33 protein-coding genes are annotated in these 25,027 nt (G+C 69.5%); 12 read left to right on the plus strand and 21 right to left on the minus strand.

All coding sequences use genetic code 11. From position 1 onward, the window contains the following. Position 1: 1 nt before the first annotated feature. A complete protein-coding gene (locus ACFYTQ_RS14675) occupies positions 2-430 on the minus strand; it encodes a hypothetical protein (protein ID WP_387360715.1) in 429 nt (142 codons plus the stop codon). 135 nt (positions 431-565) lie between these two features. Here ACFYTQ_RS14675 and ACFYTQ_RS14680 point away from each other — a divergent pair, with 135 nt between their 5' ends. Beyond that, the gene (locus ACFYTQ_RS14680) at positions 566-757 is read left to right on the plus strand and encodes a hypothetical protein (RefSeq protein ID WP_387360717.1); all 192 of its coding nucleotides are present in this window, start codon (positions 566-568) and stop codon (positions 755-757) included. A gap of 18 nt (positions 758-775) precedes the next feature. Beyond that, entirely contained in the window at positions 776-1,255 is a 480-nt protein-coding gene (locus ACFYTQ_RS14685; protein ID WP_387360719.1) for a nitroreductase family deazaflavin-dependent oxidoreductase, read from the plus strand. Between the two features lie 281 nt (positions 1,256-1,536). On the opposite strand, the gene ACFYTQ_RS14690 is transcribed toward ACFYTQ_RS14685, so the two are convergent. Both ACFYTQ_RS14690 and ACFYTQ_RS14695 read right to left on the minus strand, forming a co-directional pair. Beyond that, on the minus strand, positions 1,537-2,682 hold the full coding sequence (locus tag ACFYTQ_RS14690; protein ID WP_387360721.1) for a DoxX family protein: 1,146 nt from the start codon (positions 2,680-2,682) through the stop codon (positions 1,537-1,539). 78 nt (positions 2,683-2,760) lie between these two features. Then, positions 2,761-3,243 (minus strand): universal stress protein, encoded by a 483-nt coding sequence (locus ACFYTQ_RS14695; RefSeq protein ID WP_387360723.1) that lies wholly within the window; start codon positions 3,241-3,243, stop codon positions 2,761-2,763. Between the two features lie 34 nt (positions 3,244-3,277). On the opposite strand from ACFYTQ_RS14695, the gene ACFYTQ_RS14700 reads away from it, so the two are divergent. Beyond that, positions 3,278-3,787 carry a gluconokinase gene (locus tag ACFYTQ_RS14700; protein ID WP_387360725.1) on the plus strand — a complete coding sequence of 170 codons (510 nt, stop codon included), beginning with the start codon at positions 3,278-3,280 and terminating at the stop codon, positions 3,785-3,787. Here ACFYTQ_RS14700 and ACFYTQ_RS14705 read toward each other — a convergent pair. The 4 genes from ACFYTQ_RS14705 to ACFYTQ_RS14720 form a co-directional block, all read right to left on the minus strand. Then, positions 3,775-4,692, minus strand: a complete 918-nt coding sequence (locus ACFYTQ_RS14705) for a dienelactone hydrolase family protein (protein ID WP_387360727.1) — start codon at positions 4,690-4,692, stop codon at positions 3,775-3,777. The genes ACFYTQ_RS14700 and ACFYTQ_RS14705 overlap by 13 nt on opposite strands. A gap of 424 nt (positions 4,693-5,116) precedes the next feature. After that, the gene (locus ACFYTQ_RS14710) at positions 5,117-5,536 is read right to left on the minus strand and encodes a MarR family winged helix-turn-helix transcriptional regulator (RefSeq protein WP_387360729.1); all 420 of its coding nucleotides are present in this window, start codon (positions 5,534-5,536) and stop codon (positions 5,117-5,119) included. Next, entirely contained in the window at positions 5,526-6,902 is a 1,377-nt protein-coding gene (locus ACFYTQ_RS14715) for an MFS transporter (RefSeq protein WP_387360731.1), read from the minus strand. The genes ACFYTQ_RS14710 and ACFYTQ_RS14715 overlap by 11 nt, the downstream gene beginning before the upstream one ends. 111 nt (positions 6,903-7,013) lie before the next feature. Continuing rightward, positions 7,014-7,136: a DUF2795 domain-containing protein gene (locus ACFYTQ_RS14720; RefSeq protein ID WP_387360733.1), complete on the minus strand. Its 123-nt coding sequence runs from the start codon at positions 7,134-7,136 to the stop codon at positions 7,014-7,016. A 271-nt stretch (positions 7,137-7,407) separates the two neighbouring features. Between ACFYTQ_RS14720 and ACFYTQ_RS14725 the strand changes: the two genes are divergently transcribed. Together ACFYTQ_RS14725 and ACFYTQ_RS14730 are read left to right on the plus strand one after the other, a co-directional pair. Further along, on the plus strand, positions 7,408-7,881 hold the full coding sequence (locus ACFYTQ_RS14725) for a Dps family protein (RefSeq protein WP_387360735.1): 474 nt from the start codon (positions 7,408-7,410) through the stop codon (positions 7,879-7,881). Between the two features lie 33 nt (positions 7,882-7,914). Then, entirely contained in the window at positions 7,915-9,321 is a 1,407-nt protein-coding gene (locus ACFYTQ_RS14730) for an amino acid permease (protein WP_387360737.1), read from the plus strand. A gap of 1 nt (position 9,322) precedes the next feature. Here ACFYTQ_RS14730 and ACFYTQ_RS14735 read toward each other — a convergent pair whose 3' ends face one another. The 4 genes from ACFYTQ_RS14735 to ACFYTQ_RS14750 form a co-directional block, all read right to left on the minus strand. After that, positions 9,323-10,315, minus strand: a complete 993-nt coding sequence (locus ACFYTQ_RS14735) for an LLM class flavin-dependent oxidoreductase (RefSeq protein WP_387360739.1) — start codon at positions 10,313-10,315, stop codon at positions 9,323-9,325. Positions 10,316-10,481: 166 nt separating this feature from the next. Continuing rightward, the gene (locus ACFYTQ_RS14740) at positions 10,482-10,682 is read right to left on the minus strand and encodes a DUF1918 domain-containing protein (protein ID WP_387360741.1); all 201 of its coding nucleotides are present in this window, start codon (positions 10,680-10,682) and stop codon (positions 10,482-10,484) included. 80 nt (positions 10,683-10,762) lie between these two features. After that, positions 10,763-11,158 carry a hypothetical protein gene (locus ACFYTQ_RS14745; RefSeq protein WP_387360743.1) on the minus strand — a complete coding sequence of 132 codons (396 nt, stop codon included), beginning with the start codon at positions 11,156-11,158 and terminating at the stop codon, positions 10,763-10,765. An 86-nt stretch (positions 11,159-11,244) separates the two neighbouring features. Then, entirely contained in the window at positions 11,245-11,970 is a 726-nt protein-coding gene (locus ACFYTQ_RS14750; protein WP_387360745.1) for a glucose 1-dehydrogenase, read from the minus strand. 89 nt (positions 11,971-12,059) lie between these two features. Here ACFYTQ_RS14750 and ACFYTQ_RS14755 point away from each other — a divergent pair, with 89 nt between their 5' ends. Beyond that, positions 12,060-12,506: a MarR family winged helix-turn-helix transcriptional regulator gene (locus ACFYTQ_RS14755; protein ID WP_387360747.1), complete on the plus strand. Its 447-nt coding sequence runs from the start codon at positions 12,060-12,062 to the stop codon at positions 12,504-12,506. Between the two features lie 446 nt (positions 12,507-12,952). On the opposite strand, the gene ACFYTQ_RS14760 is transcribed toward ACFYTQ_RS14755, so the two are convergent. The 3 genes from ACFYTQ_RS14760 to ACFYTQ_RS14770 form a co-directional block, all read right to left on the minus strand. Continuing rightward, positions 12,953-13,234, minus strand: coding sequence for a hypothetical protein (locus tag ACFYTQ_RS14760; protein ID WP_387360749.1), 282 nt, complete (start codon positions 13,232-13,234; stop codon positions 12,953-12,955). Positions 13,235-13,344: 110 nt separating this feature from the next. Continuing rightward, positions 13,345-13,542: a hypothetical protein gene (locus ACFYTQ_RS14765; protein ID WP_387360751.1), complete on the minus strand. Its 198-nt coding sequence runs from the start codon at positions 13,540-13,542 to the stop codon at positions 13,345-13,347. 129 nt (positions 13,543-13,671) lie between these two features. Beyond that, on the minus strand, positions 13,672-14,469 hold the full coding sequence (locus ACFYTQ_RS14770) for an SAM-dependent methyltransferase (protein ID WP_387360753.1): 798 nt from the start codon (positions 14,467-14,469) through the stop codon (positions 13,672-13,674). Positions 14,470-14,855: 386 nt separating this feature from the next. Here ACFYTQ_RS14770 and ACFYTQ_RS14775 point away from each other — a divergent pair, with 386 nt between their 5' ends. Together ACFYTQ_RS14775 and ACFYTQ_RS14780 are read left to right on the plus strand one after the other, a co-directional pair. Then, positions 14,856-15,089: a DUF397 domain-containing protein gene (locus ACFYTQ_RS14775; RefSeq protein WP_387360755.1), complete on the plus strand. Its 234-nt coding sequence runs from the start codon at positions 14,856-14,858 to the stop codon at positions 15,087-15,089. A gap of 91 nt (positions 15,090-15,180) precedes the next feature. Further along, positions 15,181-16,068, plus strand: coding sequence for a helix-turn-helix domain-containing protein (locus ACFYTQ_RS14780; RefSeq protein WP_387360757.1), 888 nt, complete (start codon positions 15,181-15,183; stop codon positions 16,066-16,068). 91 nt (positions 16,069-16,159) lie between these two features. Here ACFYTQ_RS14780 and ACFYTQ_RS14785 read toward each other — a convergent pair whose 3' ends face one another. From ACFYTQ_RS14785 to ACFYTQ_RS14800, 4 genes are all read right to left on the minus strand, one after another. After that, positions 16,160-16,411, minus strand: a complete 252-nt coding sequence (locus tag ACFYTQ_RS14785; protein ID WP_387360759.1) for a hypothetical protein — start codon at positions 16,409-16,411, stop codon at positions 16,160-16,162. A 716-nt stretch (positions 16,412-17,127) separates the two neighbouring features. Beyond that, the gene (locus ACFYTQ_RS14790) at positions 17,128-17,544 is read right to left on the minus strand and encodes a hypothetical protein (RefSeq protein WP_387360761.1); all 417 of its coding nucleotides are present in this window, start codon (positions 17,542-17,544) and stop codon (positions 17,128-17,130) included. After that, positions 17,541-18,587: a glycosyltransferase family 9 protein gene (locus ACFYTQ_RS14795; RefSeq protein WP_387360763.1), complete on the minus strand. Its 1,047-nt coding sequence runs from the start codon at positions 18,585-18,587 to the stop codon at positions 17,541-17,543. The genes ACFYTQ_RS14790 and ACFYTQ_RS14795 overlap by 4 nt, the downstream gene beginning before the upstream one ends. Continuing rightward, positions 18,584-19,600 carry a glycosyltransferase gene (locus ACFYTQ_RS14800; protein ID WP_387360765.1) on the minus strand — a complete coding sequence of 339 codons (1,017 nt, stop codon included), beginning with the start codon at positions 19,598-19,600 and terminating at the stop codon, positions 18,584-18,586. Before ACFYTQ_RS14800 ends, ACFYTQ_RS14795 begins: the two co-directional genes overlap by 4 nt. Positions 19,601-19,695: 95 nt before the next feature. Between ACFYTQ_RS14800 and ACFYTQ_RS14805 the strand changes: the two genes are divergently transcribed. Next, positions 19,696-20,115: a CBS domain-containing protein gene (locus tag ACFYTQ_RS14805; RefSeq protein ID WP_387360767.1), complete on the plus strand. Its 420-nt coding sequence runs from the start codon at positions 19,696-19,698 to the stop codon at positions 20,113-20,115. Positions 20,116-20,212: 97 nt separating this feature from the next. On the opposite strand, the gene ACFYTQ_RS14810 is transcribed toward ACFYTQ_RS14805, so the two are convergent. The 3 genes from ACFYTQ_RS14810 to ACFYTQ_RS14820 all read right to left on the minus strand — a co-directional run bounded on the left by ACFYTQ_RS14810 (position 20,213) and on the right by ACFYTQ_RS14820 (position 23,484). Beyond that, positions 20,213-20,953: a metallophosphoesterase gene (locus ACFYTQ_RS14810; protein WP_387361304.1), complete on the minus strand. Its 741-nt coding sequence runs from the start codon at positions 20,951-20,953 to the stop codon at positions 20,213-20,215. Positions 20,954-21,026: 73 nt separating this feature from the next. Next, positions 21,027-21,854, minus strand: coding sequence for a nucleotidyltransferase family protein (locus ACFYTQ_RS14815; protein WP_387360769.1), 828 nt, complete (start codon positions 21,852-21,854; stop codon positions 21,027-21,029). Between the two features lie 118 nt (positions 21,855-21,972). Further along, entirely contained in the window at positions 21,973-23,484 is a 1,512-nt protein-coding gene (locus ACFYTQ_RS14820; protein ID WP_387360771.1) for an FAD-dependent oxidoreductase, read from the minus strand. Between the two features lie 107 nt (positions 23,485-23,591). Here ACFYTQ_RS14820 and ACFYTQ_RS14825 point away from each other — a divergent pair, with 107 nt between their 5' ends. The 3 genes from ACFYTQ_RS14825 to ACFYTQ_RS14835 all read left to right on the plus strand — a co-directional run bounded on the left by ACFYTQ_RS14825 (position 23,592) and on the right by ACFYTQ_RS14835 (position 24,877). Continuing rightward, entirely contained in the window at positions 23,592-24,032 is a 441-nt protein-coding gene (locus ACFYTQ_RS14825; RefSeq protein ID WP_387360773.1) for a ChaB family protein, read from the plus strand. Beyond that, the gene (locus ACFYTQ_RS14830) at positions 24,029-24,547 is read left to right on the plus strand and encodes a DUF6328 family protein (protein WP_387360775.1); all 519 of its coding nucleotides are present in this window, start codon (positions 24,029-24,031) and stop codon (positions 24,545-24,547) included. Before ACFYTQ_RS14825 ends, ACFYTQ_RS14830 begins: the two co-directional genes overlap by 4 nt. A gap of 78 nt (positions 24,548-24,625) precedes the next feature. Continuing rightward, on the plus strand, positions 24,626-24,877 hold the full coding sequence (locus ACFYTQ_RS14835; protein WP_387360777.1) for a CsbD family protein: 252 nt from the start codon (positions 24,626-24,628) through the stop codon (positions 24,875-24,877). The last annotated feature ends 150 nt before the right edge of the window (positions 24,878-25,027 follow it).

The following is a 25,027-nucleotide window of genomic DNA, read 5'->3' on the forward strand; positions in this document are numbered from 1 at the left end:
TTCAGGATTGGGTGGCGGCCCTGTCGCCCTGGCGGCGCAGGAAGGGATTGCGGGACCAGACCGGCTTGCGCTGCGGCTCGGTCCGCTGCTGAGCGGTGACCGGCCGGGCGGCGGGCTGGGGCGCGGTATTGGCGAGATCCTTACGCGCGGCGGTCATTTCGCGCCGCGATTGACGCAGCTCGCGGCGGATCTCCGCGTGCCGGCGCGCCGAGGAGAACGCCCCCGCCAGCAGCAGCGCCAGCCCGAGCATTCCGACCGCTCCGACCGCGGCCCCGGCGGCGAACAGCTCACCCTGCGTAGGCGTGAAATGCTGGTTGAAAACGGTGAAATCACTCGACAGCACGTGGGCGGTGCCGGAGTTCGCCACCACGGCGGCGACGCCGACGATCACCGCGGCGATCAATATGATCAACCCGAGCAATACGATCATGACAATTCCAATTCCCGATGGTTGGTGGATCGTGGTGTTCCGGCAATGCCCACCGGCACGCCCGTCAAACCCGGGTTTGAGCGATCGGGGGTGTGCTACCCGAATCACGAAGTCCCTTCGCACCCGGGAGATCCCATGGGCACCTACACCTATCAGCTGCCGCGGTTCGCCGACGAGGCCGATCGCGCCGAGCGCACGCTGCGCGGACTGGACACCACCAGCGGAGTCGACGTCGACCCCGGCTCGGAGTCGATCACGGTCACCTCGTCGCTGACCCACGGCGAGGTGCTCGAGATCATCCGCGACGCCGGTGTCGCCGCGCGATGACGGCGGTACGGTGATCTCGTGCCGAGAAATCCGTTGCCCGCGGTAGGCCGGGCGCTCGCTCGCCGTCCGCTGGTGATGCGGGCGGCGCCCGCGATCGCGCGGCTGGAGAGCCTGATCCGCCGCCTCACCAAGGGGCGGCACGGCGTGCTCGACATCGCCGGGCTGCCCTCGATCGAATTGACCGTCGCCGGGCGCAAAACCGGTGTGCCGCGCACGGTTTCGCTGCTCTACGTCCCCGACGGGGCCGACACCTATCTGCTGGTCGGTTCGAACTGGGGGCGGCCCGAGCACCCGGCGTGGTCGGCCAATCTCGCCGCCGCCGAATTCGCCGAATTGCACAGCGGCGGTGAGCGTTTCAAGGTGCGGGTGCGGCGGCTGACCGGCGAGGAGCGTGCGGCGGCTTGGCAACGGGCGGTGGACTATTGGCCCGGGTACCTGATGGAGGCGCGCCTGTCGCGGGGGCGTGAGTTCCGGTTGTTCGAGCTGACCCGGATCTGACGTCGCTCGATCGCGCTGTGGCGCAACGATTCTCGCGGTCCCGCACTCCGGCCGCTGTCGAGCGCGCGGCGGCCCGGGGCCGCCTACGACAACGGCCGCGCCCCGAGCCTGGGACGCGGCCGTCGCGTGCGCCTACGACAACGGCCGCGTCCCGAGCCCGGGGACGCGGACGCCGGGTCCGCCTACGACAATGGCCGCGTCCCGAGCCTGGGACGCGGCCGTCGCGTGCGCCTACGACAATGGCCGCGTCCCGATTCCCGGGACGCGGCCGTGGCGTGTGTTCAGCGGTTGAGGCGGGAACGGGCGTTGTCGGCCAGCTCCTCGGTGCGCGACTGGGCCCGATCGGCCAGCTTCGCGCTGCGCTTCTTGGCCTTGTCCGCGAGTTCGGCGCTGCGGTTCTGCGCCTTGTCGGCCAGCTTCGCGCTGCGGTTCTGCGCCTTGTCGACGATCTTGGTGCCGCGCGTCTCGGCCTTGTCGGCGAGCTTGGCGGCGCGGGCCTCGGCCTTGTCGGCCAGTTTGGCCGCGCGCTTGCGGGCCTTGCCCGACAATTCGACGCCGCGGTCGGCGAGGTCGGAGCCCCGGGCGCGGTCGGCCAGTTCCGAGCCGCGGTCCTGGGCGAGTTCGGCGAGCCGGGCGGCGCGCTGGCGGGCGGCCTCGGCGACCTCGGGTCCGCGATCGGCGGCGATATCGATGAGCCGCGACCCGCGCTGGCGGGCGGCCTCGGCCAGTTCCGGCCCGCGATCCTGGGCGACCTCGACCAGATGCGCGCCGCGCTGACGGACCGTCTCGGCCCAGTCCGGGCCGCGATCCTGCACGGTCTCGACGAGTTCCGCGCCCCGATGCCGCGCGACCTCCGACAGCTCCGCGCCCCGCTCGGCCGCCGCCTCCGCGAGCTCGCGACCACGAACGGCCTGCTGCGCCAAGCGATCTCGCAACGTGTCGCTCGACGCCGCCCCGATCGGGAGCGCGGCGGCCGCGCGGCGGGCGGCCCGGCGGCCCCGCCAGCCCAGCGACGGCTTGCCCTCCGTGTCGGCGGCGGCGATCATCAGCCCGCCCAGCAGGCCGAGATCCTTCAGGAACGCCACGCGCTTGGCGTCGCGGCGGCCCGGATCCTGCTCGTTCCAGAAGTCCTGCTCGGTGACGGTCGCCGGAATGACGGTGGCGGCCAGCACGAACGCCGACAGTCGCGGCAGGCGGCCCAGGGCCAGCAGCACGCCCGCGCCGACCTGCGCGGCGGCATTGGCCTTGACGACCATGCCGGGGTCGGAGGGAAGTTTGGCGGCGACCTGCTCCGGCAGCTTCTGCTCACCCTGCGAGACCAGCTCGTGCGCGGCCTTGGCCCGCGGTTCGGGGTGCATCAGCGTGTCCACCCCGTCCACGACGAAGGCGGTGGCCAGCAGCGGGCGGGCCAAGCGGCGGATCAACATGTCAGAAACCCTTTCCTCGATGGCTGTCCGGCGAGTTCCCGCAGTTGTGCACACCAAACGCGGGCGTGCCCGTCGTCCTCAGGGAACGACGGTGACCGGCCAACGTCCGGCCTTGACCAACCGTACAGCCACCGACCCGACCAGCCGATGACCCGTCTTCTCCGACGCGCCGACCACCACCGCGTCGGCCTTGAGTTCGTCGGCGGCCTCGGCCAATCCGGCATAGGGGTCGCCGCGGCGGGTCAGGAACTTCCAGCGGGTGGAGTAGACGTCCTTGACGCGTTCGGCGTGATCGTGGATCTCGCGGGCCAGATCCTCGGCCATCTCCTGGGTCACACCCTGCACATCCGCGCCGTACGCGCCCGCCATCGCCATGTACGGCTGCACGTAAACGATTGCCAGCAAGGCGTTCTGGCGACGAGCGAGACCGGCGGCGTAGGCGCACGCGCGCCACGAGGAGTCGGATCCGTCGACGCCGACCATGATCACGCGGGGCCCGTCGGTGCCCAGTTCGAAGCCCGACCCGCTCGACGTCCAATCCGGGGTGATCTCCTCCGTCACGCCGTCGAGCCTAGTTCAGCCGTAGGGTCGGGGCATGGGTGACGTTCGACGACCGATCGCCGTCATGGGCGTATCGGGTGCCGGTAAGACAACGGTCGGGGTGCGCCTGGCGGCCGACCTCGGGGTGGAATACGCCGAGGGCGACGACTTCCATCCGCGCGCCAATATCGAGAAGATGTCGGCGGGAACCCCCCTCGACGACACCGACCGCGCCCCCTGGCTCGACGCCATCGCGGCCTGGCTGGCCACCCACCGCGACGGCGGCGTGGTCAGCTGCTCGGCGCTCAAACGCCGCTACCGAGACCGGCTGCGTGTGGCCGCACCGAACCTGTTCGTGGTCGAGCTCGCGGTGCCTCGGGCCGAACTGGAACGTCGATTGGTTACGCGGACAGGGCATTTCATGCGGGTGCGGATGCTGGAGTCGCAGCTCGCCGACCTCGAACCGCGCGGCGACGACGAGGCGGGTGTCACTGTGGACGGCACGGCGGGTGTGGAGGCTGTGGTGGCGTCGGTGCGTGTGGCGTTGGGTGATCAGCCCAGATAACTTGTGTACCAGTCGGTTACGCGCTGCCATGCCTCGGTCGCGGCAGTCGGGTTGTAGCGTTGGCCGGTGTCGTTGAAGAAGGCGTGGTCCGCGCCGTCGGCGACGAAGGTGTCGTGTGGGACGCCCGCCTGCGCGAGGGCCTGCTCGGCCGCCGGGCGGGTGGCGTCCACGCGGGTGTCGAGCGCCCCGTAGATCGCCAGAACCGCTGCGGGCGTGCGGATCTCGCCACCCGCGAAGGGACCGTAGAACGGTGTCGCCGCCGCCAGTTCGGGGACCCCGGAGGTCAGCAGCAGCCAGGTCAGGCCGCCACCGAAGCAGAAACCGGTGGCGCCCAGCTTCTTTCCGGGCACCCGCCGCGCCAGCTCGGCGACCCCGGCCCGCAGATCGGCCACGAACCGCTCCTGCGGCGTCTTGCCCAGCGCGGCGGTCGCGGCGGCGGGATCGGTGAAGGTCGCCGTGCCACCCTCCTCGGAGAGCAGATCCACCGCCAGCGCCGAATAGCCGATCCCCGCGAAGCGCCCGGTGACCGACCGGATGAACGGCGTCAGCCCGGTGTTCTCATGGATAACCAACACCCCACCGCGCGGCTGGGCGGCCTCGGCCCATGCACCTTGCAAGGTGCGGCCCTCCGGTCCGGCGAAGGTAACGGAACTCGACGGCACCGCGCCCGCCGCTCCCGGCGGCGCGGAGGACGGTGCGCCTCCCGGCGACGTGGAAGACGGTGCGGCGCTGGAGGTTCGCGCGGGCGCGGCATTGTCGCCCCCGCACGCCGCCAACAGGGCCGACGCGGCAGTCGCCCCGAGCCCGAGCAACCCGAGACGCCGTAGCGCCTCCCGCCGACTGAGCAGTCCCTCCGCGTGATCGGTCGCGATCTCCTCGAGAATGTAGCGCTGGAGCGGCGTCATGAGGCTCACCCTATGCCGCGTCCCGCCGCCCCGCCGGGGGAAACGCGAGCCTCCCCATCCACCTCCAACTCCAGCCGCGCGAACCCGGGCGCGAACTCAGCCCCACGAACCCGGGCCGCACGAACCCGGGCCGCACGAACCCGGGCGTACGAACCCGGGCGTACGAACCCAGGCGTACGAACCCAGGCCCACGAACACAGCCGCACGAACCCGGGCGCGCGAACCCAGCCCCATGAACCCGGGTGCACGAACCCAGGCGCACGAACCCAGGCCCACGAACACAGGTGCACAACCCCAGGCGCACGAACCCAGCCGCACCCCTTATTCGAATCCGCACCCCTTGCAGGGCTATACAACGGGTGCGGATCCGAACAAAGGGTGCGGCTGGGTTCGTGGGCCTGGGGGTCGGTGGGCGCGGGGGAGGTCAGGTTTGGAGTTTTCGGAGTAGGTCTCGGAGGGTGCGCAGGTCGGCGGGGGGCAGGGTGGTGAGCGCGTCGGGGGCGGGGTCGGGTGTGCTCGCACCGAGTTCGAGCATGGCGCGGCCGGCCTCGGTGAGGGAGACCCGTTTGAATCTGCGGTTGGTGCGGTCGATCTCGCGCACGACCAGGCCACGGTCCTCGAGGTCGTTCACCGCGACGGTGGCGGCGGGGGCGTCCATGGTGGCGGTTTGCGCCAGTTCCTTGATGGTCAGCGGGCCCGAGCGCAGGCGGCGCAGGACGCGAAACCTGCTGAACGGCATGCCCGTTCGCTCCATCACGGCCCGTTTGTAGCCGTCGCGGGTGTCCTGGACCAGGTGGGTGAGCAGCCCCCAGACCTCGTCGGGGGTGGGGGAGTCATCCGGCATGGGCGGGCACCTTCTGTTCGAGCAGGGGAGCGACCCGGTCGCGCGACCGCTCGGCCCACCGGGTGTTGGCGGCCACGCCCAGGACGACGATGATCGCCGCCAGCGCGGCCAACGTCCACCACAGGCTCGCGCCGGTCAACAGCCCACACAATGCCACACCGAGACTCACGCCGACCTGCCGGCTGGTGGAGGCCACCGCCGCCGCGGCGCCCGCGCGATCGGTCGGCATCCCGCTCACCGCCGCGGTCGTGATGGGGGCGTTGACCGTGCCGAAGCCGATGCCGAAGGTGGCGAACATGATCACCAGTTCCCACACCGGGGTGTCGGCGCGCAGGGTGGTCAGCATGACCGCGGCCGCCGCCATCAGGGTGCCCGCGGCCACCAGCGGCAGCCGGGTGCCGTGGCGACCCACCAGCCGCCCCGACAGCGGCGAGAAGATCAGCACGCCCACCGCCATCGGCAGGTACAGCAGTCCGGTGTGCACGGCCGAATAGTGCCGTGTCCCTTGCAGATACAGCGACGCGCTGAACAGGAACGCGCCCAACCCCGCGAACGCGCACACCGCGGTCACCGTCGCCGCGCTGAACGGCACGCTGCGGAAGAAGCGCAGATCGATGAAGGGCGACCGGTGCCGCGACTCGGCGTAGAGGAATCCGGCCAACGCCACCGCGGTCACCGCGAACACCGCCGGGCGATGCTCGATGAGCCCGAACACCAGCGTGAACATGACCGCGATCGCCAGCACCTGTCCCAGGGGGTCGATGCCGCGCGCGGTGGCCGACTTCGATTCGGGCACATAGCGTGTGGTCAGCACGAGCGCGACCGCGCAGATGGGCAGATTGATCCAGAACACCGACTGCCAGCCCAGCGCGTCGATGAGTCCGCCGCCGACCATCGGGCCCAGCGCGGTCGAGATGCCGACGACCGCGCCCCACACGCCGACCGCGCGGGCGCGTTCCGCCCGGCCGGTGAAGACGGTGGTGATGATCGACATCGCCACCGGATTGAGCATCGACCCGCCCAGCGCCTGCACGAACCGGGCGCCGATGAGGAATTCCACGCTCGGCGCGAGGCTGCACAACAGTGAACCGAGCGCGAAGACGCTCAACCCAATGCGGAACACCCGGCGGCGGCCGAACCGGTCGGCCGCCGCGCCCGCCAGCATGAGCAGGCTGGCCAGGGTCAGGGTGTAGATGTCGACGATCCATTGCAGCCGCGGCAGCGGCGCGTCCATCCGCGCGCGAATCGTCGGGATCGCGACATTGACGATCGTCGCGTCCATCGACGAGATCAGCAGACTCAGACAACACGTCACCAGGACGATCGTCTTGCGCCGAGCCGACAGCCCCTCAACAGTTGTAGTCACACAACGATTGTGAGACTACAACTGTTAGCTTGGCAAGTGATGTGCCGGGCGTCACTGCGAGACGGCCTCGCTCACCGCGTTCGGCCCGTTGTAGGTGCGGTCCGGAATCTGTTACAGCTGATTGATCACGTCGTTGTCGGCCCCGTTCCCCCGTGCCGCGTCCACCAGACCGTCCCGATCGCACGGGTAATCGACCCCGCTCAGATACTTCTGCAACTGAATCGGATTCGCCATCGTGTATCTCCTCTCGCTCGGTACTCGCTCTGACGCCTGCCGAGGTACCACCCCACCCCGACCACAAACAGCCCCGGCAACCCATCCGCACCCCTTATTCGAATCCGCACCCGTTGCTGGGCTCTGAAAGGGGTGCGGATCCGAATAAGGGGTGCGGCTGGGTTCGTGAACCTGGGGGAGCGATCCTGGACACAAAGCGGCGGGCGCGTGGTGTGGGGACCGCCTGGGCGGGTAGAGCGTCGGTATCCGTCGAGGAGGAAGGAGAACGGCCGTGGCACAACCCATCACCACCGCTCTCGATCAGGAACAGCAGCGCATCGCGGGCGAGGCGCTCTCGGGCACGGTGGTCGACCTGATCGACCTGAGTCTGATCGCCAAGCAGGCGCACTGGAACGTGATCGGTCAGCGATTCCGCACCGTGCACCTGGCGTTGGACGAATTGGTCGACGCCGCACGCGAATTCACCGATTCGGCGGCCGAGCGGGCCACGTCCATCGGGGTCAGCCCGGACGGCCGGGCCCGGACCGTCGCCGACACGTCCGGCGCCGAGGGCTTCCCGGCGGGCTGGCAGCGCGACGACGATGTGGTCGAGTCGATCACCACCAACCTCGCCGCCGTCATCACCCGGTTGCGGCAGCGCATCGACGCCACCGAGAAGGCCGATCCGGTCACGCAGGACCTGCTCATCGAGATCACCGCGCGGCTCGAGCAGCTGCACTGGATGTGGCAGGCGCAGCTCAAGTAAGCGCGCGCGGCGGTGCCCGGTAGCCTGCGGTCCATGACGACGGACCGCAGAGCGGGGGCACCCGCTCTCACCGTGACAGGTGAGGAAGAAGGCTACAAGCGGGGTCTGAACCCCCGCACCATCCAGATGATCGCGATCGGCGGTGCGATCGGCACCGGCCTGTTCTACGGCGCGGGCGGCGCCATCGAACAGGCCGGGCCCGCACTGATCCTGTGCTATCTCGCCGCCGGACTGGCGATCTTCGTGATCATGCGCGCCCTCGGCGAGCTGCTGACCTATCGGCCCGTATCGGGCAGTTTCGCCGAGTACGCCAACGAATTCCTCGGCCGCTTCGCCGGATTCGCGACCGGCTGGACCTATTGGGCGGTGTGGGTGACCACCTGCATGGCCGAGATCACCGTGGCGGGCAAATACGTCAAGTACTGGTTCGCCATTCCCGAGTGGGTCACCGCGCTGGTGGTCCTCGGAATCCTGTTCGCCGCCAACCTGATCTCGGTGCGGCTGTTCGGCGAGGGCGAGTTCTGGTTCTCCGCGATCAAGGTGACCGCGATCCTCGCCATGATCCTGATCGGCGTCGGCGTGCTGATCATCGGATTCGGGCACGCGGCGCATCCGACGGTGACCAATCTGTGGGCCGACGGAGGCGTGTTCCCGAACGGATTCGGCAAGTCGCTGTTGGCGTTGCAGATCGTCGTATTCGCTTATGTCGGAGTCGAACTCGTGGGTGTGACCGCGGGGGAGGCGGCCGAACCGCGCAAGACGCTGCGCAAGGCGATCAACTCGCTGCCGCTGCGCATCGGGCTGTTCTACGTGGGCGCGCTGCTGGTCATCATGTCGGTGGTGAGTTGGCGCGAATTCCATTCGGGGCGTAGCCCGTTCGTGGAGGTCTTCGCGCAGATCGGGATCCCGGGGGCGGCGGGGCTGATCAACTTCGTGCTGTTGACCGCGGCGCTGTCGTCGTGCAACTCCGGGATCTACTCCACCGGACGGATGCTGCGCAGTCTCGCGCTGCGGCAGGAGGCGCCCGCCGCGCTGGGCGGGCTGAGCCGCCGGCAGGTGCCGTACGCGGGGATCGTGGTGTCGGCGGCGGCCATGGTGATCGGGGTGATCGTGAATGTGATCTCGCCGGACAAGGCGTTCGGCTACATCACCTCGGTGAGCACCATGGGGATCATCTTCGTGTGGGGCGTGATCCTGGTGTGCCACTTGATGTATCGGGCCAAGGTGCGTCGCGGCGAACTGCCCGCGGCGGACTACCGGCTGCCCGGCGCGCCCGTGACCCCGGTGCTGGCGTTGGCGTTCCTCGGGCTGGTGGTCGTGCTGCTGTTCTTCAGCGCCGACGGCCGGACCGCGCTCGTGGTCGGGCTGGTGTGGGCGCTGCTGGTGTGCGCGGGCTATCCGTTGGTGGATCGGTTCGTGCGGCCGCGGCGGGCGGCCTGAGTCAGGCCACCACCTTCTCCTTGATCAACTCCAGGGAGCGCACCCGGTCGTCGAGGTCGTAGATCCGGGTGTTGAGCATGACCTCGTCGGGCTCGGTGCGGCGCAGCAGATCGTCGAGCTGCCGCCGCACCGTGGCCGGGGAGCCGATCAGCTGATCCTTGCGGCGCTGGGCGACGAACTCGCGTTCCTGCGGGGTGCTCGGGAAGGACGCGGCCTGTTCGGGGGTGGGCAGCGCGGTGCGGCGGCCCAGCCGCAGTTGCAGGAAGGCCAGTTCGTTCGGGCGCGAGAGCAGGTCGGCCTGGTCGTCGGTGTCGGCGCAGACCGCGGAGACCGCGATCATGGCGTGCGGGCGCTCGAGGCGGTCGGAGGGCCGGAAGTTCTCGCGGTACAGCGCGAGCGCGGCCTCGGTGTTCTCGCCGCTGAAGTGATGGGCGAAGGCGAATCGGACGCCGAGCATCCCGGCGAGCTGCGCGCTGAACCCGCTCGAGCCCAGCAGCCAGATCTCCGGATTCTCGCCGATGCCGGGGACCGCCACGATGCCGTCGGTGCTGTCGCCGCCGAAGTAGCGCAGCAGGACCATGAGTTCCTGCGGGAACGATTCGGCGGAAAGACCTTCGGTGGTGCGGCGCAGGGCCAGCGCGGTTGCGCGGTCGGTGCCGGGTGCGCGGCCGATGCCCAGATCGATGCGGCCCGGGTGCAGCGCGTGCAGGGTGCCGAACTGCTCGGCGATCACCAGCGGGGCGTGATTGGGCAGCATGACCCCGCCCGAGCCGACGCGAATGGTCTCGGTGTTCGCGGCCAGATGGGCCAGCAGTACCGCGGGCGCGGAGCTCGCGATGCCGGGCATGTTGTGGTGCTCGGCAACCCAGAATCGGGCATAGCCGAGGCGTTCTGCCTGCCGGGCCGCTTCGGTGGTCGCGTTCAGGCCGTCGCCGACGGATTCACCGAATTGGACCGGCGCCAGGTCGAGTACGGATAGGGGGACGTCGATCATCTAGCACCTCCGTTCGGGGGGAACGCGGGAGTCGTCGGATGTATTTCGTCGGTTGTGTCTCGGTCTGGGGTCCGGGGTGTTGGTGGGTGGTGGATTCGTTTGGGTGTCAATGGGTTTCGCTGTTCGGGTGGCTGTGGAATCAGGCTCTTGCGACCGGAGGGAACGGTCAGTCCGTCATCTTTCCGCCGCGGGGTTCCAGGACGGCGTCCGGGCCGGGGGCCATGATGCTCTCGTGGCCGTTCTCGGCTCGGACTCGATAGGGTGGCGCGCCGTCGGGACCGAGCACCGCGACGATCTCGACGACCTGCTCATGTGGGGGGAACGTGTGGCCGCGCACGATCAGTCTGTCGCCCTTCGATGCGTGCATGGGAAGCCTCCTCGTTTCGGTTGGGTGGCCTGACGGTCCGAACCGGATTTCGCCGACGTACCGAGGCCGAGGCCCGACGGTCAACCCGCGGTGGTTCCGGCGCCGATCGCCAGGTACGCGAGGGTGATGGTAAGCAGGAACCACCCCGCGCCCTGCCAGATGGGCCATGCCCGTCCGGCGCGCCAGGTGCGGAAGGTCGCCACGAAGGCACCGACCGTCCCGACCAGCAGCACCAGCCCCGGCGCGCCCAAAATCATTGCGCGCGAAGCGGTATCGCAAAAGGTACTGTCCGCCCCCGCACACGGTTCCCGGCGCCGCGCCCACTCCTCGACCACCGCGAACACCAACGCCGCCGCGGCCAGCACGCACACCGAATACACCACCGCCCGCCGATACAACCCCGGATCATGCCACCGCTTCTCGACATCATCGACCATCTCGATCACCTCCTCCTGCTCGGCGATACCCAGCCGCACCCCTTATTCGCATCCGCACCCGTTTCAGGGCCATACAAAGGGTGCGTATTCGAATAAAGGGTGCGGCTGGGTTGCCTTGCGAGGGGTTAGAAGAGGCCGCCGCCGGCGTGGAGGCGTTGGCCGGTGATCCAGCGGGCGTCGGGGGAGGTGAGGAAGGCGACGACGGCGGCGATGTCGTCGGGTTCGCCGAGGCGGCGGAGCGGGGTTTGGGCGGCTACCTGGTCGAGGGTGGTGGGGTCTCGATGGGTGAGGAGGGCCTCGGTGCGGACCGCGCCGGGGAGGACGCTGTTGACGGTGATGCCGCGCGGACCGAGTTCGGCTGCGGCGGTGCGGACGAGTTGGTCGACGGCGGCCTTGCTGGCGGCGTACGCGCCGGAGCCGGGGCGGGCGGTGGCGACCGCGCCGCTGGAGATCACGACGATGCGGCCGCCGTCGCGCAGGCGGTTCGCGGCCTCGCGCAGGGCGTGGAAGGTGGCTCGGGTGTTGACCGCGAAGAGTTCGTGGAAGGCGGCGTCGGTGGTTTCGGCGATGGGGGCGAAGTGGGCCACGCCCGCGTTGACGACCAGGACGTCGAGGCCGCCGAATCGGTGTTCGGCGGTCTCGAACAGCGCGCGCAGGCGTGGGGGATCGGCCACATCGGCGGCGACGGCCAGCGCCCGACCGCCCGCTCGTTCGATCTCGGTCACGACTTCCGTTGCGGCCGTGGCGTTTCGGTGATAGTTGACCACCACGGCCGCGCCGTCGGCGGCGAGACGAAGGGCGATGGCGCGGCCGATGCCCCGCGAGCCGCCGGTGACGATGGCGACGGTCATGGCTACTCCCTGAAGTAGAGATGATTGACAGTCGAGATGCTCGACTATTAGATGGAGGTTGTCAACAGTCGAGAAGCTAGACTGCCCGAGTGAGCCCCGATGCCGATGAACGCGATCCCGCCGATCGCCTCGACGGCCCCGATGACCTGACCACCGCGGTGATGTCCCTGCACCGGGAGACCGCGGTGCTCTACGCCGAGGTCGCCCGCCAGTTCGAATTGACCAGTCAGCAAACGCAATTGCTGTGCCTGCTCGGCGCCGACCCGCCCTCCTTCGGCGACATCGCCGCCCGCCTCGGCTGCGACAAGACCAATGTCACCGGCATGGTCGACCGCCTCTCCCGCCGCGGCCTGCTCACCCGCGACCCCGACCCCACCGACCGCCGCGTCTCCCGCGTCGTCCTCACCCCCGAGGGCGAAACCCTCCGCCGCCAAATCCGCGCCACCCTCACCACCGCCCTGACCACCCGCCTCCCCACCCTCATAGCCACCAACCCCACCCGCTTCGCCCCCTTGGCAGCCCTCCTCCACCCGTGAACGACCCCCAGCCGCACCCTTTATCCGGATCCGCACCCGTTCCAGGGCGCTACAAGGGGTGCGGATCCAAATAAAGGGTGCGGCTGTGCTGCCTCACCTTTGACCGCTTTGCCCACCTGTGTACGAACCCGGGCGCACCCCTTGTTCGGATCCGCATCCCTTTCAAGGCTCTACAAGGTGTGCGAATCCGAATATGGGGTGCGGCTGTGCTGCCTCACCTTTGACCGCTCAGCCCACCTGTGTACGAACCCAGCCGCACCCCTTGTTCGGATCCGCATCCCTTTCAGGGCCCTACAAGGTGTGCGGATCCAAATAAAGGGTGCGGCTGTGCTGCCTCACCTCTGACCGCTCAGCCCCACCTGTGCGCTGTGCTGCCTCGCCTTTGGGTGCTCTGCCTCGGCTGGGGCGCTCGCCGAGGCGTTCGAGTTGGGTTGGGGGTGAGGAAGTTACGTGCCCAGGATGGAGTTCATGATCGTTCCGGCGCTGGTTGCCAGGACGCCGCCGATGAGGGCGCCGGCGACCATTTTGGGGGAGTCGAGTTGGCTGCCGCTCCATTTTTCCCAGGCGAAGCGGCCGCCGGCGTAGATGATCGCCACGGTGCCCGAGAGGAGCATGAACCAGGTGAAATAGCGGACCAGCTTCATGAGTTTGTCGGCGACCGGGGGTGTTTCGGGGGTCGGGTTGCCGATCTGGGCCAGGACGAGTTCGTGTGCGGCGGTGAGGATCATGGCGTTCGCTCCGCGTTGTCCGGTGCTGCCTTTTCCTCCATGGTAGGGGGTTGGATGACGTGACATCCAAGTGGGACGGGGCGGCGCGCGACACCCGAAGGGGCGCTGGGTTATTCGTCGTCGAGGCCCGCGGAGAGGTAGGCCGCGGCGGCGATCCACTGGCGGCAGCCGAGATGTCGATCGTGGGCGCCGAGGATGGCGCGGGCGCGACGATAGGTCAACTCCCGAGGTTCGATGCCACAGTCGCCGATCGAATCGGCGGCACCGACGGAGTCGCGGGGACCGGAATGATGGAGCACCTGAGTCATGGGAATGCCTCTAACCGCTTGCGGGGGGCCATCTTCGTTCCGAAAAGCTTAGGCCGACGGACTGTGCAGATGCAAGCACATCTGCACAGTCACAAGCGAGTGTCCCCAATGTTGTGACCGCTTGCGCGATCAGGGTTTCCGGGCGACTCCGCCGTAGGCGGCGATGTCGCGGGCCGGGGGTCGTTCGGTGTCGGGCCGCCGCCACGCGGTGATCGGACCGAAGCCGGGATCGAGCAGTTCGAGCCCGTCGAAGACGTGGCGCAACTCCTCCTGGGTGCGCGGGTGATACGGCACCCCACCGGATTTCGTGTACTCCTCGCACATCCGCACGTAGTACTCGCTGTCGGTGGTGCCGTCCCAGTAGACCAGGTGACTGCCCGAGGGCACCGCGTCGATCACCGTCCGCACGATGCGCAGCAGATCGTCGGTGGTGGGCGCGTGCCCGAGCACGCCCATGAACATCACCCCGATGGGCTTGGTGAAGTTCAGGATGTTGCGGGCCTCCTCGAGGATCTGCTCGGGGTGGTTGAAGTCGGCCTCTATATAGGTGGTCACGCCCTCGTCGGTGGTGCTGGTCAGCAGCGCCCGCGCGTGGGTGAGGACCAGGGGATCGTTGTCCACGTAGACGACTCGCGCGTCGGGCACGATCGACTGCGCGACCTCGTGGGTGTTCTGCATGGTGGGCAGCCCGGTCCCGATGTCGAGGAACTGCGTCAGCCCGACCTCGCCCGCGAGATGCCGCACCGCGCGGATGAGGAACCGGCGGCTCTCGGTCGCCATTGTGCCGATGTCCGGATCGATCTCGAGGCTCTGATCCCCGACCGCTCGATCGATGTCGTAATTATCCTTTCCGCCCATCCAGTAGTTCCAGATCCGTGCGGAATGTGGGATGTCGGTGCGGATCTCGGTGTTGTGCCCGGCTGGCATGAGTCGGCTCCCTCGCGTCGAGAGGCCCGGCCGTGCCACCGGCCGACGACCGGGACGCGGGCGGGCGGTGGGTCTGATGCCCAGTGACAGTACAAGATTCGGGTATCGCGGACAGCGGGATGGACAGACCCGGCAACGGCCCGCGAATTACCAACTGGTCGGACTTTATTCACGCACTCGTCACACCCGCCGCGGGCCGCGAAAATCCAAGATCAAAGCCGTTGGGGCGCAGGTAGATCCGGCTTTCGTCAAAGGGTCGATCTCCGGCAACCCGCGTGCTATCGTTCTAACGTCGGTTTCAAATGCAAGAACAGTTGCGCGAACAGATGCAAGCACTGGTCCCCCGTGGCCAACGGTGGGCCCTCCGATCGAGCAGGAGTAAGGCAATGACCGATATGACAGCGATGGGTTCCGACCGGCCGACCAACCTGGCGTGGCGCAAGAGCACGTTCAGCAACCCGAGCGGAAACTGTGTCGAGGTGGCCGACATGCCCAACGGGCTGGTGGCCATGCGCAATTCGCGCGATCCGGAGGGTGCGGTGCTCGTGTACACCCGTCCGGAGATCGACGCGTTCCTGCGCGGCGCGAAGAGTGGGGAGTTCGACGATCTGGCCCTGTGAGCGGTAGCATTGGCCTTCGGCGCGGTGTGGTTCGCGACGAGGCGGTCGTGACGCTCGCTGCCGGTGGTCGTCGAGCATCGGAGTTGACCTCATGATCGCAGAGCCCGTCGGGATCGGCCGCGTCGAATCGCTTGTCGCCGAACGCGGTCCGACCGCGCTTCGGATCGCGGTCGGCGGTCAGCTCCGCAAACTCCGAGAAGAACGCGGGATCACGCGTGAGGCCGCGGGTGACTACATCCGCGGCTCGCACGCCAAGATCAGTCGGCTCGAACTCGGCCGGACCGGTTTCAAGGAGCGCGACATTCGGGATCTGCTGACGCTCTACGGCGTGGTGGATCCCGAACAGCGCGAAATGTTCCTGGATCTGGTTCGCAAGGCGAACCAACCCGGGTGGTGGCATCGATACAGCGACCTGTTGCCGCCCTGGTTCGAGACCTATCTCGGTCTCGAGCACGCCGCCAAGGCGATTCGCAGTTTCGAGGGCCAGCTCGTGCCCGGCCTGTTGCAGACCGACGACTACGCTCGCGCCGTGGTCGCGCTCGGGCACGAGAACTCCGAGACCGCGCGCCGGGTGGAACTGCGCCGCAAACGGCAGGAGATCCTGGAACGTCAAGGCGGCCCGACTCTTTGGGCGGTCATCGACGAGGCGGTGCTGCACCGGCCGATCGGCGGGGCCGACGTCCTGCGCGAGCAGGTGCTGCACCTGCAGGACATGGCGAACCGCCCCAACATCACCATCCAGGTGCTGCCGTACGCCGCGGGTGGACACGCGGCCGCGGGCAGTTCGTTCACCATGTTGCGGTTCGCCGAACCGGAACTGCCCGACATCGTCTACATCGAGCAACTGACCAGTGCCCTCTACCTGGACCGGCAGCAGGACCTCGAGCTCTACCGTCAGGTGATGGACCGGCTCAGCGTGCAGGCCGAATCGCCCGATCGCTCCCGCAAGATCCTGGAAGAGGTCGCGGCGACCCTGTAGCGAAACACTGGGAGCGGCCGTCGGCTTCTGGCCGACGACCGCTCCGAGCGCGGGTGCCGCGGGTAATGTCCGAATCGGTATTCGGTGGTGACTACTCTCTGATGCAGCTCGACGCGATGCGCCAGAAGGTCTCCGGCTGCATCGAATGAAAATCCCAATCGTTCACCATCGCGTGCGCGGTGGCGACGATCCGGTCGATATCGAAATCGTCACGGGTGGCCGCGCCGGTGGACTCGACCGCGTCGATGACGAAACGAGTCGCGGATTCCCGCGACGAGATATGTTGCTCGGTCCGGTTTCTGTCGATAATTCCGAGCCGGCCGAGGTCCAATGGCTGGTTCATGCGAACGCCCCTGACGCCAGGCCGAGAGCTGACCGATGGCGAAATGTGACCTCGGGTCAACCCTGCGGCTCCCCTGGTAGTCCCCTGGACTGCCTTGACGTGTCGAGTCTAGGTCTGTGCAAGGAGCAGATGCAAGTACATCTGCAACTTCTAATTCGCACTCGCAGTGAGGATTTGGGCTGCTGAGCGGTTGCTCTTCGGGTTCGAGGATAACCGGTGTGGTCCCGTGGAGCGGCCGATCCTCCGGGGACGGCGTGTTGGAAATCTTGTTCCAGATATTTGCGGGCGGTCATTTGCCGTTCGTCTGGGCGTTGCCCGGCAGCCCCTAGTCCTCGGCGTGTCGCGGCTCTCGCCGCCGTGGCGGCGGGTGTGGCGGCGACGCGGCGGCGACGCGGCGGCGACGCGGAACGCCTTCCGGCGCAACGAGTTCGGCGACGATGGGGTACCTACCGGTCGGGACTGTGTCACGGGTGGGGCTAGTGCGCCGTCCGGGGTGTCCGGTGCCCGTGCGCACGCATGTGGCCCGGTCGGAGGGTGGTACCGACCGAACGGTTCGCACGTGAGGACGCGGGGAGGTCGGGAGCGCCGCCGCCCGAACGGGATTCGCGGGCGCGATCGCCGGACCCGGGCGGACACGTGCCCGCCCGGGATCGCCGCACAGGGCGCCCGGGCGGGCCGACGCGGTCCCCGTGTCCCCCGGCACCCGTTCGTGTCGCTCAATGGCCCTGAGGGTCCCGTAAACCGTCCGAGGCGTGCGCGCGGACGCGGCGATGTTCGAGGATCAGCGTGAGCCCCCCGGCGACCAGGCAGACGACGGCCACGATCGCGCCGACGATCGCCCAGCCCGCGAAGCCGTACCCGGCCGCGGCGAGGGTCGCGGCGATCGCGACGACGCCGATGCCCAGCAGGATCAGGCCGGGCGTGTTTCGGGCGTCGGCCACCGACTCGCCCGCCCGGGAGCGGAATGTGCGGCCGCTGTCGGGGCGGTACTTCGCGTCCTTCTTCGGGAAGGAGTTGACGCCGGTCTCGGTGACGCGGCTGGTCTCGGCGGCCTGATGCGGCTCGTATCCGGCGCGCGGCGCGGAGGCGCCCTCGTCGCCTCGGAAACCGGCCGGTTCGTTGGGAGTGGTCATGACTGTATCTCCTTCTGGTGCGCGGACGGCGCGGCGCGGGGGAGCAACTCCGCGACCGCGCGCAGAACGGCCTCGTCGGTGATGCCGTCGAGGCAGGGGTGGCCGGGAACGGGACAGACACGGGCGCGGGTTCCGGCGCACGCCGCGCCCTGATCGCCGAGCACGACCGTCGGCACGCCGTAGGGCGCCCACCGCGCCGCGGGCACGACCGGCGCGAACAGCGACACCACCGGGGTGCCGACGGCCGCGGCCAGATGCGCCGGGCCGGTGTTGGGCGCGACGACCACGTCGGCCGCGCGCAACACCGCGGCCAGGCCCGAAAGGTCCACGCGCCCACCGAGATCCAGCGCCCGATCCGCGGCGACGGCGGCGGTGAGGTCGCGTTCGTCCGGTCCGCCGGTGACCACGATCCGGTACCCGGCGTCGGCGAGCGCGGCGACCAGCGCGCGGCTGCGGGCGGGCGACATGCGCCGGGCGGGGACGGCCGCGCCCGGATGCACGACGAGATAGCCTGGGCCCCCGGTGATCTCGTCGATGTCGGGCAGCGTCTCGGCGCGCACGGCGAGCCGGTGCCCGACGGGCGGGAAGCCCGCGGCGGTCGTGAGCGACAGGGCCCGTTCGGTTTCGGGGATGTCGTCGTCGAGCTGATGCCGGACGTCGAGCAGCGAACCCGGGTAGTCCACGCTGATCGCGCTGATCCGCACGACCCCGGCCAGGCGCAGCAGCAGGGCCAGCGGCAGCGGCGACTGGTGGAACGAGGTGAAGATCACCGCCTCGTCGGGCAGCTTGTCGCGCAGGCGCGCCAGCAGTTCCGTCACCGCCTCGTCGATGGCGGCGGGCGGGGTGAAATCGACCCAGGCGGCATGGAATTCGATGATGCGATCCACGCCGGGCAGCAGTTCGGCCGCGGCCCGGCCGCGCGGTCCGGCGAGGAAGGTCACCGTGTCCGCCCGCGCCGCGACCGCGCGCACGGCCGGACCCATCAGCAGCACGTCGCCCGCGCTGTCCAAGCGCGCGACCAGGACGTGCCCGGCGGAGGTCATACCGCGGCCCGGCGCGCGGTCGCGTGTTCGGCGAGCAGCCCGTCCCAGCGCTCGAGGAAGGGCGCGATGCCGAAATTGGCCTGCGCCCAATGCCGTGCGGACTTGCCGGTGAGTTCGGCGAAGCAGGGTTCGGCGACGAATTGCCGCACGGCCTCGGCGAGGATGTCCGGATCGGTCGAGACCACCCCGGCCTCGGCGGGGATCGACGCCGACGCCTCGGTGGTGCCGACGGCCACGATCGGCATGCCCAGGTACATCGCCTCGATGACCGACAGGCCCAGCGAGGTCCAGCGCGGGGTGTGCGCGAAGACGCGGCGGCGGCCGAGTTCGCGGTGCAGCGTGGCCTGATCGAGGTCGCCGCCGCCGCGCACGCGGTCGGGCGGGCAGTCGAGGGCGCGGTGCACGTCGTCGGTGCCGATGCCGTAGACGTCGATGGGCGCGGCCTCGGACAGTCCGGCGAGCAGATCGGTGCCGGTGATCCGCCAGCGGCGGACCGGTTCGTTGATCGTGGTGGCCGCGCGTTCCAGCTCGCCGGTGTAGAGGTAGCCGGGGTCGATGACGCCGTGCGGGACCACCCGGGTGGGGCAGCGGCCGTTGTCCCACATGAGGCGGTTGAAGCAGGTGACGTGGACCAGGGTGATGTCGTCCTGGTCGGCGAGCGGGTGCCGGGTGAGCGCGGCGTGCTCGCGCGGGGTGTTGTGCTCGACGTAGATCGCGGGCAGGTCGCGGCCGGGCACGCGGCCCAGCCATTCGCGCACGAGGTCGATCTCGCGGGGACGTTGCAGCAGGACCACATCGATGTCGGCGTCGGCGAGATCGGCCGGGGCCACCTCGCGCACCGTGTCCGGCCACGGTCGGCCGCAGCGGCCCAGCGCCCACTCGCCGAGCGCGGGATCGGTCGGCAGCAGATAGTTGTGTCCGCCCTGCACGAACGACGTGGTCCAGGAGCCGTGCACGTGCCACAGCAGGACGTTGAGCGAGCGGGGCTGCGAGTAGGTGACGGGTGCGCTCATGGTGCGCGGGTGCCCCCTGCGCAAGGTGTGAAACCGATTACGGCCCTGGTGGGCGGGTAGGCGCGGAAGAGGTACCGAGAGGAGGAGGTTAGGCAATGACCACCGCACGCGAGATCATGAGCTCGGGCGTGGAATGCGTCCGCTCGAGCGATACCGTCGTCGAGGCCGCCCGCAAGATGGCGAGCCTGGACGTCGGCGCCCTGCCGATCTGCGGTGAGGACGGCAAACTGAAGGGCATGCTCACCGACCGCGACATCGTGGTGAAGGTGATCGCCGAACGCAAGGATCCGCTCGGCGTCGACGCCGGGGAACTCGCGGATCATCCGCCGGTGTGCGTGCGGGCCGATGACGACGTCGCGCTGGTGCGCAAGAAGATGGCCCAGTACCAGATCCGTCGCATCCCCGTACTGGACGCCGATCACAATCTGGTGGGTCTGGTCGCCCAGGCCGATGTCGCTCGCGCCCTCAGCGACAAGAAGACCGGGGAGGTCGTGGAGGCCGTCTCGCAGGAGTGAGTGATGAATTCGCCTGTGCCCCGGCGCGATTCGCGCCGGGGCACAGGGCAGGTTCCGTCGAGGTCGCCCGCGTGGTGCGCCGCGCCGGGGCGGCGCGTCAACGCACGATGGAGGGCTCCCGCACGGGCACTTCCAGTTCGTACACCGCGAAGGCCGCGCGAATGACCGGCTGGGCGACATTGCGGACGCGGATGCCGCCGGGCGTGGTGCCGCGTTCACTGCCCGCGTGGGCGTGGCCGTGCACGGCGAGGGCGGCGCCGCAGCAGTCGACGGCCTCGCCGAGCAGATAGGACCCGAGGAACGGGTAGATCTCGCGGGGCTCGCCGTGCAGGGTGTCGCTGACGGGGGAGTAGTGGGTGAGGGCCACCTTGACGTCGGTGTCGAGTCCGGCCAGCGATTCGCGCAGCGCGTCCGCGAGATGGACTGTGTGCGAGGCGAATTCGCGCATGATGCGCTCGCCGAACACGCTCGCGCACTTGCCCGCGAACCCGCCGCCGAAGCCCTTCGTGCCCGCCACGCCGAGGGTGAGCCCGCCGACCGGGACGGTGGTCGCGTCGCCCTCGAGCACGACGATGCCGTGATCGATGAGCAGCTTGGTGATCTCGTCCTGGGCGTCGCTGTGGTGATCGTGGTTGCCGAGCACGGCGATCACCGGCACCGCCAGATCGGCGAATTCCGTTGCCACGACGCGGGCCTCGTCGAGGGTCCCGTGCCGGGTCAGATCCCCGGCGAGCAGGAGCACGTCGGCACAGTCGGGCAGCTCGTCGAGCGCGGGGCGCAGCATCCCCGCCGAATCCTCGCCCAGATGCACATCGCCCACGGCGGCGATGCGGACCAAGCCGCCCGCTTGGCCCGGCTCGCTCGCGCGGTCGGCCGAGGCGTCGACGGAGCGGCCCAGCCCGCTCGCGCGGTCAGCCGAGGCGTTCATGGTCGGCGGGGGCGGTCGTGGTGGACACGCGAACGTCGTTGTGTACGCGCAGGTTCGGGGCGTGTTCGTGGACGACGTCCTCGAGGTGGGTGCGGCGCTGCTCGCAGGCGACCTCGCCGTCGAGCACGACCACGTCGCCGCGGATGGTCACCTGCACGCCGAGTTCGGCGGTGCGCGGATCCTCGGCGAAGGCGCGGCGCAGATTGGCCACGAGATATTGCGGCAGTACGTCGCCGCTCGGATCGTCCATGACGATGCCTCCCTTGTCGGTGATGCCCAGGTCGTCGAGCAGGGACAGGAACGCGCGGGCGTACGGCGACGGTCCCGTCTCGGCCCGCACCCGCTCCCAGTCCACCTGTTCGCGCAGCCCGCGCGCGATCTGCAACAGCACGGTCAGGTCGAGCCGGTGCGGGTCGAGCACCATGATCTTGTCGACCATGAGATCGGTCGCGCTGACCACCGGCGCCGCGGCCGGGCCGATCCGCATCCACGTCGCCCGCGCGAGCATGTCGTCGGTGACGGGACGATAGTTGGGCCGAAAGATCAAGTCCACCAACGTATCCCCGTCGTAGGCCTTGGTGAGCCAGTCCTCGGCCGGATCCACCAGCCGCAGCCCCGCCTCGGCCAGCACCTGTCGCGCCCGCGCCACGTCCGCGGGTTTGACGAAGATGTCCACATCGTGGTCCGACGCGGGCCCGCCACGCGCGTACACCGCGCACCCCCCGGCCACCGCGAACGGCACCTCCGCCTCGAGCAGCGCGTTCACCACCCGAGTGAGGGTGCGCAACAGCTGCTCGATCGGCGTGGACATGCTGGGGACCTACCCCACCACGGGCGTGGCTAATCGCCGTGTGGGCTGGGGAGGGGTGGCTGGGTTCGCTGGTTGCCGCGGCGGCCGGGGCGGTGGCCGGGTTGCCGCGCGGGCGGTGTCACTCGCCGCGGGCGGGGGCGAGGTCGGTGGTGGCGGGGCCTTCGAGGACGGTGCCGTCGGGGGCGAAGCGGGAGCCGTGGAGGGGGCAGTCCCAGGAGCGTTCGGCGTTGTTCCATTCGACGACGCCGCCGAGGTGGGGGCAGACGGCGGAGAGGCGGTGGGTGTGGCCGTCGACGGTGCTGACCGCGCAGGGGGCGACGCCGTGGTGTTCGAGGTGGCCCGTGCCCTCGGCGGGCGGGGCGGGGGTCTCGCCGCGGCGGGTGAGGGGCGCGGCGAGAGCGGACAGCCAGCCCTTCGAAAAGCGCAGGGCCACTTCGCCGTTGTCGCGGACCGCGGTGGGCAGCGCGGCCAGTTCGCGGGGGCTCCAGGTGTCGAAGACCGACTGCCAGGGCGCGGGGGCGCCGGTGATGCGGCCCACGAGGGTGTGCGCGGCGGCGACCGCGTTGGCCAGGCCCCATTTCGCGTAGCCGGTGGCCACCAGGATGCGGTCGTGGCCGGGCAGGATGGGTCCGGCGTAGGGGAGTTCGCCGCTGGGCTTGTAGTCCTGGGCCGACCAGCGGTACACGGGTTCGGCCTCGGGGAACCAGCGGCGGGTCCACGCCACCACGTCGTCGGCGTGCGACCGCGCGTCGCCGGTGCGGCCGACGCCGTGCCCGCTGCCGCCGACCAGCAGCAGCTCCCCGCGCTCGGAGGGGACGTAACGCAGCGAGCGCACCGGGCTGTCGGCGCTGAGATACATGCCGCGCGGAATCGGCTGGGAGACCTCGAAGGCCGCGGCGTAGGAGCGCTGCGCGGTCACCCGGGCGAAGAAGCCGCCGCGATCGAGAATCGGTGTGCCCGTTGCCAATACGACCGTGTCCGCCGCCACGTCCCCATGCTCGGTGCGCAACACGTGATCGGCGCCGTCGCGGCTGTGCATGCTCTGCACGCGGGTGCCCTCGAACACGGTCACCCCGCGCGCCTCGAGATCGGTGTCCAGCGCGTCGACCACATCGATGGCGTCGAGCTGCACCTGATCGCCGAGCCGGATCGCGCCGTGCACGGGGAAGGGCACATCCAGATCCGTGACGAATTCGGTGTCCAGCCCGGCCTTGCGGGTCGCGGCCAGCTCCGCGCGCACCGATTCCAGTCCCGCCTCGGTCTGCGCGTAGGTGTAGGCGGCCTCGCGCTGGACCTCGATGCCGTGCGTGGCGCAGTAGTCGATCAGCCATTGCTGCCCGGCGCGATTGGCGTCGGTGTACTCGCGCAGGGTGCGGCCCGAATGTCGCCGCGCGATGGAACTCGCCCGGGTGCCCTGCAACAGGCTCACCTTGCCGGTGGTGTTGCCGGTCGTGACCGCGCCGAGCCGCCGCGCCTCGAGCACCGCCGTCGTGCGGCCCTGGTCGGCCAGCAACAGCGCGGTGACCAGCCCGGTCAGGCCGCCACCGACCACGACGACGTCGAATCGCAGGCCCGGGGTGAGTGGGGGATGGGCCGGGGGCCGCGGCGTCTTCAGCCACATCGAAGTCATGGGTCGGGGTTGCCCGGCCGCGGCGGCGGGAAACCAGCGGCCGATTGAGGCGTGTGACCTCGGGTAACCCCCCGGTACGAGAAAAATCCGAGAGGAAGGTGGCCGCGATGCCCAAGACCGACAAACGCGGTGATCCGAAGCAATCGGAGCTGCCGAGCACCTTGCGAAAATCCGACGAGCACGCGCAACGGATCTTCGCCGAGACCCACGATTCGGCGCTCGAGGAGTACGGCAGCGAACAGCGCGCACACCGGGTCGCCTACGCCGCGCTCAAACACAGTTACGAGAAGGTCGGCGACCACTGGGAGGCCAAGGAACAGCGCGGTCCCTCCGACGAGCGCGCCGCGCGGGGCGGGCCGAACGCGAAGGGCGAGACCGCCGAGGGCGTGGACGCCAACGCCTCCAAGCGGCATCTGCTGGATGTGGCCAAGCGCCTGGAGATCTCGGGTCGCTGGCAGATGACCAAGGACCAGTTGGTCGACGCCATCAAGAAATACAACCGCCGGGCACGCTCCCGCGGCCAGGGCAAGGCGGCGCCGACGCCGTGAACGAGCAGTCCGACGAACCGCCCGCGGACGACCGGCTCTGGAACTGGCAGACCCGGCACGAGACGGATACCGAACGGCTGGACCGCAATTGGACCGCGCTGATCCAGGAGACCCGCGTGGTGCAGACCGGGGTGCAGCTGCTCACCGGCTTCCTGCTGACCCTGCCGTTCCAGGCCCGGTTCCCCGGGCTGATGACCACCTGGATGCGCTGGCTGTATCTGGTCACGGTCGCGGCGTCGATCGGGGCCACGGTGTTCCTGGTGGGTCCGGTGTCGGCGCACCGCATCCTGTTCCGCAGGCATCTGCTCGGCCGGGTGGTGTGGACCGCGCACCTCTACGCCATGATCGGGCTCGCGCTGCTCGGCATCGCGCTGACGGGCGTGGCCGTCCTCATCTTCCAGGTGGTCGCGGGTACCGGTCCGGCCGTGGCGGCCGGGGTGGTGTTCGCGGCGCTGTTCCTGACGGTGTGGGTGCTGCATCCGTGGCAACAGCGGCGTGCCGGTGGAACCCCTTGACGCCGTGGATGTTTCGGTGCCCTACTCGCGGGTAGCACCAGAGTGTCCGTGATTCCGACATTCGTGGAGGTGAATGTCTTGTCCGAGCACGAAAAGGGCGGCATCCGTGAGGGTTTCGAAGGCGCCGTCGAGGATGTGAAGGGTAAGGCCAAGGAGGCCGCCGGCACCGTCCTCGGCAACGAGAACCTGCGCGACGAGGGCCGCACCCAGCAGGACCGCGCCGACTCCCAGCAGGAGGCCGCCAAGAAGGAGGCCGAGGCCGAGAAGGAACGCGCCAAGGCCGAGGTCAAGAAGCAGCAGGAGCAGGCGTACCAGCGCGGCAACGCCTGACCCCGCCCTAATACCGAAACAGCGGCTGCCCGGTTCCTCCGGGCAGCCGCTTTTCGCGCCCTCGCCTCGCTTCGCTCGGCGAGGGACATGGGCGGGGCCGCGGGTGCGAGTGCATTCAAGGAGCAGTGCGGAACGGAGCACCCTGCGATC

It is taken from the genome of Nocardia sp. NPDC004068 (assembly GCF_042874315.1).
Lineage (GTDB): Bacteria > Actinomycetota > Actinomycetes > Mycobacteriales > Mycobacteriaceae > Nocardia.

Excerpts from the sequence above, each read along its gene's own strand:
- ACFYTQ_RS14780 (WP_387360757.1), top strand. The coding sequence starts at position 15,181 with ATGATCGCAGAGCCCGTCGGGATCGGCCGCGTCGAATCGCTTGTCGCC.
- ACFYTQ_RS14750 (WP_387360745.1), bottom strand. The coding sequence starts at position 11,970 with ATGACCGTCGCCATCGTCACCGGCGGCTCGCGGGGCATCGGCCGCGCC.
- ACFYTQ_RS14760 (WP_387360749.1), bottom strand. The coding sequence starts at position 13,234 with ATGATCCTCACCGCCGCACACGAACTCGTCCTGGCCCAGATCGGCAAC.
- ACFYTQ_RS14710 (WP_387360729.1), bottom strand. The coding sequence starts at position 5,536 with ATGCCGGATGACTCCCCCACCCCCGACGAGGTCTGGGGGCTGCTCACC.
- ACFYTQ_RS14770 (WP_387360753.1), bottom strand. The coding sequence starts at position 14,469 with ATGCCAGCCGGGCACAACACCGAGATCCGCACCGACATCCCACATTCC.
- ACFYTQ_RS14790 (WP_387360761.1), bottom strand. The coding sequence starts at position 17,544 with ATGACCACTCCCAACGAACCGGCCGGTTTCCGAGGCGACGAGGGCGCC.
- ACFYTQ_RS14675 (WP_387360715.1), bottom strand. The coding sequence starts at position 430 with ATGATCGTATTGCTCGGGTTGATCATATTGATCGCCGCGGTGATCGTC.
- ACFYTQ_RS14720 (WP_387360733.1), bottom strand. The coding sequence starts at position 7,136 with ATGGCGAATCCGATTCAGTTGCAGAAGTATCTGAGCGGGGTCGATTAC.
- ACFYTQ_RS14775 (WP_387360755.1), top strand. The coding sequence starts at position 14,856 with ATGACCGATATGACAGCGATGGGTTCCGACCGGCCGACCAACCTGGCG.
- ACFYTQ_RS14815 (WP_387360769.1), bottom strand. The coding sequence starts at position 21,854 with ATGTCCACGCCGATCGAGCAGCTGTTGCGCACCCTCACTCGGGTGGTG.
- ACFYTQ_RS14765 (WP_387360751.1), bottom strand. The coding sequence starts at position 13,542 with ATGACTCAGGTGCTCCATCATTCCGGTCCCCGCGACTCCGTCGGTGCC.
- ACFYTQ_RS14700 (WP_387360725.1), top strand. The coding sequence starts at position 3,278 with ATGGGTGACGTTCGACGACCGATCGCCGTCATGGGCGTATCGGGTGCC.
- ACFYTQ_RS14800 (WP_387360765.1), bottom strand. The coding sequence starts at position 19,600 with ATGAGCGCACCCGTCACCTACTCGCAGCCCCGCTCGCTCAACGTCCTG.
- ACFYTQ_RS14680 (WP_387360717.1), top strand. The coding sequence starts at position 566 with ATGGGCACCTACACCTATCAGCTGCCGCGGTTCGCCGACGAGGCCGAT.
- ACFYTQ_RS14690 (WP_387360721.1), bottom strand. The coding sequence starts at position 2,682 with ATGTTGATCCGCCGCTTGGCCCGCCCGCTGCTGGCCACCGCCTTCGTC.
- ACFYTQ_RS14795 (WP_387360763.1), bottom strand. The coding sequence starts at position 18,587 with ATGACCTCCGCCGGGCACGTCCTGGTCGCGCGCTTGGACAGCGCGGGC.
- ACFYTQ_RS14785 (WP_387360759.1), bottom strand. The coding sequence starts at position 16,411 with ATGAACCAGCCATTGGACCTCGGCCGGCTCGGAATTATCGACAGAAAC.
- ACFYTQ_RS14805 (WP_387360767.1), top strand. The coding sequence starts at position 19,696 with ATGACCACCGCACGCGAGATCATGAGCTCGGGCGTGGAATGCGTCCGC.
- ACFYTQ_RS14730 (WP_387360737.1), top strand. The coding sequence starts at position 7,915 with ATGACGACGGACCGCAGAGCGGGGGCACCCGCTCTCACCGTGACAGGT.
- ACFYTQ_RS14820 (WP_387360771.1), bottom strand. The coding sequence starts at position 23,484 with ATGACTTCGATGTGGCTGAAGACGCCGCGGCCCCCGGCCCATCCCCCA.
- ACFYTQ_RS14740 (WP_387360741.1), bottom strand. The coding sequence starts at position 10,682 with ATGCACGCATCGAAGGGCGACAGACTGATCGTGCGCGGCCACACGTTC.
- ACFYTQ_RS14825 (WP_387360773.1), top strand. The coding sequence starts at position 23,592 with ATGCCCAAGACCGACAAACGCGGTGATCCGAAGCAATCGGAGCTGCCG.
- ACFYTQ_RS14735 (WP_387360739.1), bottom strand. The coding sequence starts at position 10,315 with ATGATCGACGTCCCCCTATCCGTACTCGACCTGGCGCCGGTCCAATTC.
- ACFYTQ_RS14705 (WP_387360727.1), bottom strand. The coding sequence starts at position 4,692 with ATGACGCCGCTCCAGCGCTACATTCTCGAGGAGATCGCGACCGATCAC.